Here is a 12,521-nt window from a genome sequence, read left to right as displayed (position 1 = left end):
GACTGTCTGTCAACCTTTCCTTACAGAACCGGACTCGCGGATCACTCGTCGATGAGGCTGGTGGTGTCGGAGAACTGGGCCAGCCGGAAGACCACGAACTCGGCGGGCTTGACCGGCGAGACGCCGATCTCGCAGACGACCCGGCCCTGATCGATGGACTCCTGCGGGTTGTTGTCGCGGTCGCACTTGACGTAGAACGCCTCGTCGGCGGTACGACCGAACAGCGCGCCCCTGCGCCATTCCTCGGTGAGGAACGCGGTGACGTTGCGACGGATGCTGGACCACAGCCGGTCGTCGTTGGGCTCGAACACGACCCACTGGGTGCCCAGGAGGATGGACTCCTCCAGGTAGTTGAACAGGCGGCGTACGTTCAGGTAGCGCCAGGCCGGGTCGGAGGAGAGCGTGCGGGCGCCCCAGATCCGGATGCCGCGGCCGGGGAAGGCCCGGATGCAGTTCACGCCGATCGGGTTGAGCAGGTCCTGCTCGCCCTTGCTGAGTCGGAGTTCGAGGTCGACCGCGCCGCGGATCACCTCGTTCGCCGGCGCCTTGTGCACACCGCGCTCGGCGTCGCTGCGCGCCCACACTCCGGCGACGTGACCGCTCGGCGGGACGGTGGTGTTGCGTCCGAGGGCCGGGTCGAAGACCCGCACCCACGGGTAGTAGAGGGTGGCGTACCGGGAGTCGTAGCCCGCCTCGTCGTTGCGCCAGGTGCGCACCTGCTGGGCGTTGAGCCCGGGCGGGGCGTCCAGGACGGCCACGCGGTCGCCCATCTGCTCGCAGTGCGAGATGACGGCGAGCTGCACGGTGCGCACGCCCTCGGCATCGATGTCGCCGCGCTGGTAGGCGCCCATCAGATCGGGCACCGCGACCATGGTGATCTCGTCGATGGTCTCCAGACCGCCGAACCCGGTACGGGCCGCCGCGTCGCCGACGTACTCGGCGGGGTCGATGCGTGCCGGCACACCGGAGCCGTCGGAGGCGGGCGCGCCGGCGGCGTCAGGGATCGCGAGGGTCTGGGCGGCGGGCTTGGCCTGGGTGGCGCCGCGCTGCTCGGTGACCTCGATCAGCTTGGAGGCGCGGGCCTGGGTGACCAGGTAGCCCTTGACGTTCTTGCGGGGGGAGGCGTCGTACGTCTCCACCACCTCGTCGCCGCGCCGGACCAGGAGCTTGAAGCGGTCCTCCGGCGGGTTCTCGCCGTCCACGTCGGCGACCTCCACCGACACCCTGGTCACGCCCGGCCTGGCCGCGATCAGGAAGCCGCCGAGTTCGACCGGCGCAGCCGCCTTCGGCTGCCGGCCGCCATGGGCCGACGGGCCCGGGGCGGCCTCGGCCGCCCCGCCGATGCGCACCACGTACGCGGCGCCGCCGCCGTTGGAGAAGTACCCGTAGAGCGCGTGGGCGAGATAGGTGCCCTCGGTGAAGCCGCCGAACACCTGGGAATACTGGTCCCAGCTGGTGACCAGCGTCGGCACGTGGAACGGGCCCTTCTCGGCGAAGCCGACGAACGCGGCGACGGCCGTGCCGACCCCTTCGATCGGTCGGGCACCGGACTGCACCTCCTCCACGTATACGCCCGGGGTGAGGTACGTCGGCATGCTCGCTCCTTAACGTCCTTGCGGTCACCTGTGTCCAGGCCGAGTCTGCGCGGCGTACCGGCGGAGCGGCAGGGACCTGCGGACCTGCCCGAGGGCAATACGCCTGCCTTTACGGACGCCCCGGATCGACCGTCCCGACGTCGCCCGCCGTTGCCCTCGCGCTGCCCCTTCGGACCTGGACGCTCCGCTCGCCCCCGCGATGAACTGGAGAGCCGCAGCATGGGCGCCGACGAGGAGGCAGCAGGTGCAGACTTCCAAGCCGCGCACCGGCCGGAGCGAGGACCAGGAACCGGCCCGCGGCCAGGCCGGCGCCCGACGGGAGACGTCCGGGAACGGCGCCGCCGTACCGCCCCCGCTCACGGCCGCCGTGCTCCAGGCCGCCCAGGGCACGGCGGGCAACGCCGCGGCGACCGGCATGATCGCCCGCCGCGCGCGCACGGCAGAAGCCCCGGAGCAGCCCGGCACCGAGGTGCACGACGTCCTGCGTTCGGCGGGCCGACCCCTCGCCGGGCCGGTCCGCCAGGAGATGGAGTCCCGGTTCGACACCGACTTCTCCGACGTACGGCTGCACACCGGCGCCTCGGCGGCCCGCTCGGCCCGTTCCGTCGGCGCGCGTGCCTACACCTCCGGCAGCCATGTCGTCCTCGGCGAGGGTGGCGGCGACAAGCACACCCTGGCCCATGAACTCACCCACGTCGTCCAGCAGCGGCAGGGGCCGGTCGCGGGCACCGATCACGGCAACGGCCTGCGCGTCTCCGACCCTTCGGACCGGTTCGAACGGGAGGCCGAGGCGAACGCGCACCGGATCATGGCGGGGCCCGCACCCGTGCAGCGGGCGGAAGGGCGCACCGCGGAGCACTCCGGGCCGGTGCCCTCCGGGGCGGCGGTGATCCAGCGCAAGGGCCATGAGGCGCTCTCGGACAAGCTGCCGGCGGTCGGGTCGGACGGCAACCCCCTGAAGACCTTCCTCAAGGCCTGGGGGAGCACGCCCGCGCAGGAGTCTCCCGAGCTGGCGGAGATCCGCGAGGGCATCAAGGCGTACGACGCGGATCCCCGGCGCGACCCGATGCACTGTGCGATGGCGCTGGTGACACTGCTGGTGGCGGTCGGCAGCGCCGAGGAGAAACTCACCGCGGAGTCCGGGAGCGCCGCCCGGCACTTCCTGACCCAGGCCCGCGCGGCTCTCAAGGCCGAGAACAACCTGGTGACCGAACAGATCGGCAGGGACGCCGACTTCCCCGCCGAAGCACGCGCTCCCTTCGAGGCGATGACCGCGCGCGGCCTGCTCTGGAACGAGGAGACCTGGGCCGACAGCGCCGTGGCGTTCGCCATGAACGGGCCGAGCTATTTCCGCGAACTCTCCGAGATGAACCGGGCCGGTATGGCCAACGAGATCAACACCCGCGGGCGCAAGGACTGGATGAGCGGCGTCGAACGGAACCTGACGGCCGCGCTGCGGCAGAGCGTGCTGTGCCACTACACCAAGGACGAGGCCCGGGCCGACCTGCTGTCGCAGGCGAACCAGATCAAGTCGAAGACGGAGCTCATGAAGGACGACCCCGACGCGGCCAACAACTCGGGGGGCTACGACGCACACGTCCTGGCGAACGAGGGCTTCGTCTTCTTCTTCCTGGAGGCACCGGGCAGCGAGTTCCGCGACACCCGGTTCGGGAAGGTCCGGTTCGAGATCCCGCTCGCGGACTCGCCCCTGGAGTCCCAGGGCTGGCTCATGCTCAGCGACTTCGCCCAGCGTGAGTATCCCGTGATCAAGGCCGCCCCCACCGAACCCACGGCCTTCAAGAGTGAACTGCCCACCCGCATGGACAAGATGCCCCAGAAGTTCTCCCGGCCCGTGCGGAGTTTCGACCGCGGGATGAACAAGACGGACCTCGACATGACGGACCTCGTCACGCAGGCCAAGGCACAGGAGACGGACCCGGAGCGGGCCGGCCTGCTCCCCGTCGTCAAGGGCGAGGTCGCGGCTGACCGGTTCAGCACGATGACCTACGGCGCCGGCCACCGGAAGGAGAAGGAGTACAAGGAGCGGATCCGCTCCAACACCCTGAGGGGCAGGGACATCGTTCCCGGCCTGGTGGACCGGGCGGTGCTGGAGATCATGCGGATGGAGGACGCCAATCCCGCGTTGGCGAACCGGCTGAAGAGCATGTCCGGCACGGAGCTGATGACGTTCCTCCTCAAGGACCTCCTGCGTCCGCAGGCGATGCTGCCCAACAGCGTGGACCTCAGCAAGGCCACGAGGAGGTCCAGGTCCTGACCCCGGACCGGTCGCCTCAGACGCCGGCGGCCTGCGCCAGGTACGGCCCGAACTCGCCCTCCAGGACCAGCCGTCCGAGCTTGCGGTACTCCTGGGCGATCGCGGTCACCGTCTGCCCCATGGTGAGCGGCTCGCCGGACTCGGCCGCGAGATAGGCGGCGGTGACCGCGCAGGCGCGGATCGAGCCGCCGGCCAGTTCGAAGCGGTCGGCGCAGAAGGCGAGGTCCAGGTCGTCGCCCCGGGGCAGCCGGTCGCCCAGGCACCGGTCCCACAGGGCGAGGCGCTGGCCGGCGTCCGGCACCGGGAAGTCCGCGACCACGTCGAGGCGGCGGGTGAACGCCTCGTCCAGGTTGGCCCGCAGGTTGGTGGTCAGCACCGCGATCCCGTCGAACGACTCCATGCGCTGCAGCAGATACGCCGACTCGATGTTGGCGTGCCGGTCGTGGGCGTCCTTCACCTCCGAGCGCTTGCCGAAGATCGCGTCGGCCTCGTCGAAGAGCAGCACCGCGTTGACCGCCGACGCCTCGGTGAAGATCCGCTCCAGGTTCTTCTCGGTCTCCCCGATGTACTTGTCGACGACCGTGGACAGATCCACCACGTACAGGTCCATGCCCAGGTCCGCGGCGACGACCTCGGCGGACATGGTCTTGCCGGTGCCCGACTCGCCGGCGAACAGCGCGATGACACCGCGGCCCCGGCCGCCGCCGGGCCGCATCCCCCACTGCCCGAGCACCTGCTCGCGGTGGCGGGCGCGCAGCGCGAGTTCACGCAGCCGGCGGTGGGTGGTCGGCGGCAGCACCAGATCGTCCCAGCCGACCCCCGGCTCGACGCGCCGGGCGAGCCGGTCAAGCCCGGCGCCGTTCTGCGCCCGTACGGCGGTGCGCAGATCGTCGGGGCCCACCTGCCGTCCCTCGATGGTGGCTGTCCGCACCGCCGCGTCGGCGGCCCGGCGCAGCTGCCCGGAGTCCAGGCGATGCGCGGCGACGGCCCGGGCGAGCGCCTCGACGTCACCGGTCACGGCGTCACCGGCGGCCCGGTCCAGCGCGTGGCGCCAGCGTGCGGCCTGTCGTTCCGGGGAGGGTGCCTCGACGTTCAGCACGACGGGGGTGTCGGCCGCCCATGCCGGATCCCAGCCGGTCGTGCCGTGGGTGAACAGGGGGATGCCGCGTAGTTCGGCGCACAACGACGAGAGGGTTCGGGCTCGTTCGGCGGGTTCTCCGGGCAACGCGGCCAGCGGGCCGAGGACCACACCGGCGCCGGTCAGCCGGGCTTCGAGGGCGATCACCCGGGCGAGTGCCGGCACGTCGGCCGAGCGCCGGGCGAGCGCCACCGCGTCCAGGACGAGCGGGCCGAGTCCGGCCGCGTGCAGGGCGGCGGTGGCCAGCCCCTCGGCGTCGCCGCCCCGGCTGCGCAGATGGACGAGACCGACGCCGGTGCCGGCCGCGGCCGCCGCGCGGTGGACGTCCGCGGCCTCGGCGGTCGGGTCCTCCCGGGCCTCGCCGAGCACACCGGCGAGCCGGGCGTCGGGCCGTGTGCCGCCCAGGAGGTGCGCGGTGACCCGGTCGGGGACGGCCAGGACACGGGACAGCGGCGGCCGCTCCGGCTCGGTGACCTCCACCAGACCGTGTGCGATCAGCGGCGCCCCGGGGGCGAGGCGGAACCGGGCGGGCGAGGCGCCGCCGAGTCCGCACAGCTCCAGCGCGAGCCCGACCGTGGGCCGACGGCGTGTCAGGTCGTCGTTGAGGTAGCCGTAGAGCCGCTCGAACCGCGCGTCCAGGTCGGGTGCCATCGCGACCAGCAGCAGGTCCAGGTCGAGCGAGGACAGCCCGAACCGCCGGACGAGTCCGTCGAGCGCGGACCCCGCCGGCGGCTGCCAGAGTCCCTGGGCGGGCATGTCCAGCCCACCCGGCTCGTCCAGGATCCGCGCCGCCGCTTCCGGGGTGAGGTACTGGCCCCGGTAGGGATCGTCGGGATCGGGGTCCGCGGACCGTCGTACCGCCACGGCCTCCCGTACCCGCGCCTCGACGGCACCGAGCCGCTCCCACAGGGGATCCACACCGGTGTCCCCTCCCGCGCCGGCACCGCCCCCGACCGCGGGTTCCACGGTGTACGTCACGCCTGCCGATCCCCCCTACGCCGCCTGCGCGCCGGGGCGGGCGGCCGTTCACGGGGCCCGGTGAACCCGTCGGGGCCGGGGTCGGTGGCCTCCGTGTAGCGCAGCCGGCGGCCCGGGCTCGTCTCCTCGCCCTCGCGGGCGGCGGCGGAGCGCACGACGAGGCCTTCGGTGACGGGCGGCGCGGCGGCCCTGGTCACACCGGCGAGCGGTGCCCGCACCCGTACCCCGAGCGACGCCTTCAGCTCTCCGCCGAGCGCCGACCAGACGTCCGCGGCGGCCGGCGCGTCCATGCCCGTCCCGGCGGAATCCAGGCCCACGGTCAGGCCGAGTTCGGCGAGCGAGCCGGTGAGCAGCCCGGCGGGCACCGTGTCGTGCGCGACCAGCGCGCCGAGCACCTGGGACAGCAGCCGGTGCTCGTCCTGCGGGCGACTCGCCCAGGCCGTGACCAGATAGGTCAGCTGGAACCAGCGCGGCGGGGAGCGCCGGGCGACGAGGTGTCCGTCCTCGTCGTACACCTCCCCGGCACCGGTACCGCGTCGTACGGCGTCCTCGCGGATGTCGTACAGGAAGACGCAGACCGTCGGGGCGCTGCGTCGGGCCGCCCAGTCCCTGGTGGGGGCGTCGAAGACCACCTCGATGCCCGATGCCTCCAGACCGCTCTCGGCGAGCAGCCGCCGCAGGCCCTCGTCGACCTCGTGGATCACCGGCGGGTCACCTCGTCCGGCGGCTGCACCGTGCCGGTGACGACCAGGAAGTCGGTCTTCACCGGGGAGAATCCGGGTCCGGCGGCGGTGATGGTGCGCGGCCCGGTCCGGTCCTTGGCGAGGATGAGCAGCTGGCCGATGAACGTGCCGTCGGTCTTCGGGATCGTGGGCGCCGCGGCCGCGGTGATCCCCGGGTTCCACGTGAACGTCACCGGCACTCCCGGCGGGAAGTCCTTGCCGCGCACGGAGGTGACGAAGCCGGGCTTGCCGATGTCCGGCACCGCGACGATGCGCGGCTGGAGGATGCGCAGCCGCTCCTCGGCCGTGTTGTCGTTCTTGTCCGCGTCCGTGCCGGTGGTGGTGAGCACGCCGGTGACCTGGCCGGTCATCGCCTTCTTCGGGCTGAGCACGACCCGTACGACGGTGCTCGCGCCCGGCGTGAGGTCGGGCAGCGCGCACACCCCGTTCTGGTCGCAGCCCTCGGGCGGCCCGCTGTGGGGCAGCCCCGGGGGCAGGCCGATCTTCAGCCGCAGTCCGGTGGCCAGCGCGTTGCGGCCGTTGCGGACGGTGTACGTCACCACGACGCGCCCGCCGACATAGCCGGGGTTCGGCTGGGCCGTGACCCGGACCCCGGGCCCGGCCTTCGGCTCCTCGGGCTCCGGGGGCACCGTGGGCGGCGGGGTGGGGGTCGGGGTGGGCGTGGGCGGCGGGGTCGAGGGGGGCGGTGTCGCCTCGCGCACCGGGACCACGGTCCGGCCCGCGTTGTCGCTGGGCTGCGGGTCCAGGACCGTACCGGTGACCGACCAGTCGACCGGGGCGTCGCCGGGGGTGACTCCGGTGAGCGTGACGTCCACCGGCACGGTGGTGCCGGGTTCCACCACGCCCAGGTCGCACTGGAGCGAGGAGGCGTCGCAGGTGCCGCCGGGCCGGCTGATCCCGGTGACCCGCACGCCGGTCGGCGGCGCGACGGTCAGCCGGGTGCCGGGCGAGGCGGCGGGGCCGTTGTTGACCACGTCGACACGGACCGTGGTGGAGTCGCCGACGGTGACCTCCGGCGTGGTGCCGGGCGCATGGACGGCGAGGTCCACGGACTGCTGGACGGTGGGTTCCTTCTGGCGGCCCGCGAGTTCGGCGGTGAGCGGAGTGATGTCGCCGGAGTCGACGTCCAGGAGGCTCAGCTTCTCGGGGCTGTTGACCGCGGCCTCGGCGCGGGAGCTGAAGACCAGGCTCCTGCCGTCGGCGGTCCAGGCGGCGTCGCGCGGCTGGTGCGGCCCGGTGATCGTGGTGTCCGGCAGCTCCCGGCCGCAGGCGCCGGACCGGCCGCGGGCGGCGGTGGGCAGCAGCACCTGGCAGTCGCCGCCGGACACGGACGTCAGGAGGATGCCGTTCTCCTCGTCGATCCGGCCGGCGCCGTTCTTGCGGTTGAAGGCGATGCCGCGCCCGTCCGGTGAGAAGGCCGGGCTGTCGTCGATGACCTCGCAGTCGCCCGGGCAGTCGGCGGCGCTCAGGTCGCGCTGCCGGGTCGGATCGTTCACGGGCACGGTCCACACGTGCTTGTTGCCGCCGCCCCCGTTGATCTCCATGTTCCGGGTGAAGGCCAGGGTGGTGCCGTCGGAGGACCAGGTGGGCTGGGCGTCCTGGCCCTGGAGCTGTCCGGCCGGCGGCACGACCTCGCCGGTGATCGCGCCGGTGGCGACGTCCGCGACGAGGATGCGGCTGGCTCCGGCCGCGTCACCGACGCCGCCCGGCGAAGTCCGGGTGAAGGCGAGCTGCTTGCCGTCCGGGGAGAGCGTCGGGTCGGTGTCCCAGTCGTTCGCGCCGCGTCCCGCCAGCGGCAGCGGCGCCGCGTCGGAGCCGTCGGCGTCGGCCGTCCAGATCCGCTCGATCCGGCCGTCGGCGCCGTCCTCGAAGCGGGTGAGGACGATCCGGCGGCCGTCGGGCGTGTAGTTCTGCCGCTCGGTCCACGGGTCGTGGCCGGCCGCGGGCTGGAACAGCGGGTCCTTGGCGGGGTCGGTGTTGGTGTCGGCCGCGGGATCCTCGTCGAGGATCGTGGGCCCCAGATCGCGTGGGTCGGAGCCGTCCATCCGGACGTCCTGGAGCGTCACCACGTGCGGGTCGGCCGCCGAGGTGCGCTCCACCACCGCCCCGCCGCCGTCGAGGGAACCGAGCCAGGTGGGCGACAGGACGTTCCGGTCCTCGTTGAGCACCAGCGAGGGGACCTGGTCGGAGTGGGCGGTCGAGCGGAACACATGGTCCCAGTCGCCCTCGCACTCACAGGTGATCTCGGGGCTGAGGAACAGCACACCGTCCCCGTCGGGCAGCCACGCTGCCCCGTGGGCCCGCCAGGTTGCCTGCGCGCCCCCGAACAGCGGCTCGTCGGCGGTCCCGTTCGTGATCCGCAGCCGGGTCACGGACTGCCCGTTGACGGTCGTGGTGGCGGTGTACGCGATCCAGTCGCGGTTGACGTCGTCGTCGACCGGGTTCCAGGCCGGCTCGGAGGCCGTGCCGTCGGCGGGATCGGTGATCCGGGTGGCGGTGCCACCGCTCAGGGCCCGGACGTGGATCTGCCGGCCGACCAGTGGGTCGCTGTCGTCGGCGTACGCGACGCGCTGCCCGTCGGGGGAGACCGTCGGGTCCTCCTCGTTCGCGGACGTGTCGGTCAGCCGGGTCAGGCCGGTGCCGTCGGTGCGCACCAGCCACAGGTCGCGTTGGGTCCCGCCGCCCGGTCCCGCGGACTCGGCCGCGTCGAACACCACCGACCGGCCGTCGGGGGTCAGTTGGGGGTGCGCCGCGTCCATGCCGCTGGTGAGCCGTCGTACCGAACCGTCGGCGGCCCGCAGATAGATCTGCGGGTCCTTCTCGTCGCGGCGGCCGGCGAAGACCATCCGGTCGCCGAGGGCGGACGGCTGCGTGTCGTAGTGGACCGGGCCGTCACCGAACAGCGGGGTGCTGGAGGTGGTGGAGGCGACCTCACCGAGGCTGCGGTGGCCGGTGCCCGCGTACGCGACCCGGGTTTCCGCGGCGTCGGCAGCCGCCGCGGGCTCGGCGCTGCCCGGCCCGGCCGCCGCCGTCACCCCGAGCAGGGGGATCAGCAGCAGGAGCGAGGCGCCGACTCTCCCCGGGCGGTACCACCCGCCGGGGCCAGCGGTTTCCATCACGGTCCCCTTCGCAGTCCGGTGCGGCATCTGGATGTGCCCCCGCCACCGTCCACCGGCCGCGCGCGGGACGGCAGGGCTCGGGGGCCGCACCCGGGGGAAGCACGCGGTGTGCTTTCGGGCACCGCCGCCTTCCCCTCCACCGTCGGGCGGTCCGTCCAACGGGCCTGTCAGATCAGCCCGTTGCGCAGCGCGTAGCCCACCGCGTGGGCCCGGTTGCGCAGCTGCAGCCGCGTGGTGATCTCGTGCAGGACGTTCTTGACGGTCCTCTCGGAGTACGAGGTCTTGCGGGCGATCTCCGCGGTGTCCAGGCCCTCCGCCACCAGGCGCAGCATGTCCGCCTCGCGCGTGGTGAGCGTGGACAGGGACAGGGCCCCGGGGTCGAGCGCCGAGCGCTGGAGATTGCCGACGTGGCTGAGCAGCTCGCCGAGCAGATCGCCGGGCAGCACCCCCTCGCCGTTGGCCGCGGCCAGGACCAGCCGCACGAGCTGGTCCTGATCGGCCTCGGCGCGGCGCAGCACCACCGGCACACCGCACTCGATGACGCGTTGCAGCCCGCCGGCCCCGAGGGTGCCTATCACCAGGGCGGTGCGGGTGGCGCTGTTGTACCGCAGCCGGTTCAGCAGGGCGGCCACGTCGTCGTCGATGCCGTCCACGACCACCAGCGAGACCTGGGCCCGCTCCGCCTCGGCATCGTCCACCAGTTCGACCTCGGGGCGCTGGCGCAGTTGCTGGACGACACCGACCCGCAGCACGGGGTCGGCTGCGTAGACGGCCACGCTCGCCCGGGTCGGGCCACCGGAGCGAGAGGTGCGGTGGATCGAGCCGGTCTGGACGAGATCACGTGTCGTGGTGTCGGACATGACAGGACCGTTCTCCTCTGCGCGGAACATGGATACCTGTTTTCATGAGTCAGTGGGGGGCTGAGTGGTACAACGCGAGGCGATCACGGGTCAGTGGTGCGCCGAAGGCGGCTCACCACAGTAAGAGCCCATCGTTACTTGGGAGTTGACAGAGGCTTGCCGGGCAGCGTCACTGCCCGCGTATTGCCCTCCCGTCCCTCCTCCGCCTCCCGGGCACCTTCCTACGGTGACGGCGTGACGCCTTCCGCAGCCTCTTCCGGGCCCGGTGCGCCCGGCCTCGACATCCCGGCCGTGATCGTGACGCCGGGTGACATCGCCACCACCAGCCTGACCGTGCGCAACGACAGCGACATCGTCGAGGCGTACGACCTGAAGGTCGTCGGCGACTGCGCCGCCTGGACCACCGTGGAACCCGAGCGCGTCTCCCTCTACCCCGGCACCTCCGAGACGGTGACGCTCCATCTGGCGCCACCGCGCTCCCCGGAGATCCGGGCCGGCGAGACGCCCCTCGGCATCCGGGTCCTGCCGAACGAGCACCCCGAGTCGGTCAAGGTCCTCGAAACCACCGTGCACGTCGGGGAGTTCCACGAGCTGAAGACCGAGCTCACCCCGCGCCGCCGGCGTGGCTGGCTGCGCGGCCGCTATCTGCTGGCCGTGCGCAACCAGGGCAACACCCCGGTGCAGGTGCGCTTCGCCCCCGGCCAGGCCGGCGAGGAACTGGGGTTCGCCTTCGCCCCGGCGGAGCCGAAGCTGGAACCCGGGGAGTCGACGGAGGTCCGGCTGCGGGTCCGTACCGCCGGGCCGGTGTGGTTCGGCAACCCCGTGGTCCGGCCGTTCACCGTGGACACCCGCGAGACCGGCGAGCAGGAGGAGACCGCGGAGGCCGGCCCGGACGAGCCCGTCGTCCGGCCGCCGCTGGACGCGGAGTTCGTCCAGATACCGATCTTCCCGAAGTGGCTGCTCGCCGTGCTCGCCGCGCTGCTCGCGCTGTTGCTCGCCTGGTTCGCGCTGGTCCGTCCCGCGGTGCGCAGCGCCGCCGAGGAGGCGGCCACCGAGGCGGTACGGCCACGTGCCACCCCGACCGCCGACCGGACGGGCGGAGAGTCCCCCGGCACCGGCACGAACAACAAGCCCGGCGGCGGCCAGAAATCGGGGGCGGCGACCGGGTCGGGCGGGGGCGGGGGTTCCTCGACCGAGGGCGGCACCGCGACCGGCGCCGGTCAGCAGAGCTCGGCGACCATCGACCTGAAGACGGGCACCGGGCAGACCAGGACCGGCACCTACAAGGTGCCGGAGAAAAGCGTCTTCGGGGTCACGGACATCGTCGTCGCCAACTTCCAGGGCGACGAAGGGGTGATGACGATCACCTTCGGCGACCGTAAGATCACCACGATCGCGCTGGAGACGTTCCGCAACCAGGACTACCACTGGGTCACCCCCATCAAGATATCGGAGAACGACACGGTGACCATCAACGTGACCTGTACGAAGCCCGGTACACCGGCCACGGGCCGGCAGGCGCAGGAATGCCACGAAGTCCTCAATGTGAGCGGAACGCTCAGCCGCACCACCGAGTGAATCGGACGTTCTTCTTCCGGCTCATTGTCGGTCATTGGTGCCTACATCTGTAAAGCTCGATATCTCTTTCGGCCGGAAATCGATAACCCGGGTCTCAAAAGCAAGTTACTCGCGACATTCCACATGGCGCGTCATCGGGAACGCGTGGAGGGGTGGGCCCTCCGACGCGAGACGCCGCCGCCGGGGGGGCGGGGGGGGGGGCCCCCGGGGGCGGGGGGGGGGGCGGGCGGGGGGC

7 protein-coding genes are annotated in these 12,521 nt (G+C 72.7%); 2 read left to right on the top strand and 5 right to left on the bottom strand.

From position 1 onward, the window contains the following. Positions 1–41: 41 nt before the first annotated feature. Positions 42–1,595 (bottom strand): phage tail sheath family protein, encoded by a 1,554-nt coding sequence (locus ACWGN5_RS27310; protein WP_453519834.1) that lies wholly within the window; start codon positions 1,593–1,595, stop codon positions 42–44. Positions 1,596–1,839: 244 nt separating this feature from the next. Here ACWGN5_RS27310 and ACWGN5_RS27305 point away from each other — a divergent pair, with 244 nt between their 5' ends. Then, the gene (locus tag ACWGN5_RS27305; protein ID WP_453519832.1) at positions 1,840–3,870 is read left to right on the top strand and encodes an eCIS core domain-containing protein; all 2,031 of its coding nucleotides are present in this window, start codon (positions 1,840–1,842) and stop codon (positions 3,868–3,870) included. A 16-nt stretch (positions 3,871–3,886) separates the two neighbouring features. Here ACWGN5_RS27305 and ACWGN5_RS27300 read toward each other — a convergent pair whose 3' ends face one another. The 4 genes from ACWGN5_RS27300 to ACWGN5_RS27285 all read right to left on the bottom strand — a co-directional run bounded on the left by ACWGN5_RS27300 (position 3,887) and on the right by ACWGN5_RS27285 (position 10,708). Beyond that, positions 3,887–5,986, bottom strand: coding sequence for an AAA family ATPase (locus ACWGN5_RS27300; RefSeq protein WP_453519829.1), 2,100 nt, complete (start codon positions 5,984–5,986; stop codon positions 3,887–3,889). Next, the gene (locus tag ACWGN5_RS27295; RefSeq protein WP_453519827.1) at positions 5,983–6,690 is read right to left on the bottom strand and encodes a DUF4255 domain-containing protein; all 708 of its coding nucleotides are present in this window, start codon (positions 6,688–6,690) and stop codon (positions 5,983–5,985) included. The genes ACWGN5_RS27300 and ACWGN5_RS27295 overlap by 4 nt, the downstream gene beginning before the upstream one ends. After that, entirely contained in the window at positions 6,687–9,845 is a 3,159-nt protein-coding gene (locus tag ACWGN5_RS27290) for a hypothetical protein (RefSeq protein ID WP_453519824.1), read from the bottom strand. Before ACWGN5_RS27290 ends, ACWGN5_RS27295 begins: the two co-directional genes overlap by 4 nt. A gap of 170 nt (positions 9,846–10,015) precedes the next feature. Then, a complete protein-coding gene (locus ACWGN5_RS27285; protein WP_453519821.1) occupies positions 10,016–10,708 on the bottom strand; it encodes a LuxR C-terminal-related transcriptional regulator in 693 nt (230 codons plus the stop codon). Between the two features lie 234 nt (positions 10,709–10,942). Between ACWGN5_RS27285 and ACWGN5_RS27280 the strand changes: the two genes are divergently transcribed. Then, on the top strand, positions 10,943–12,286 hold the full coding sequence (locus tag ACWGN5_RS27280; protein WP_453519819.1) for a COG1470 family protein: 1,344 nt from the start codon (positions 10,943–10,945) through the stop codon (positions 12,284–12,286). Positions 12,287–12,521 lie beyond the last annotated feature (235 nt).

Source organism: Streptomyces sp. NPDC055815 (genome assembly GCF_053616475.1).
The sequence above is the reverse complement of the archived record's forward strand: the minus strand, read 5'-3'. Positions and strand labels throughout refer to the sequence as shown.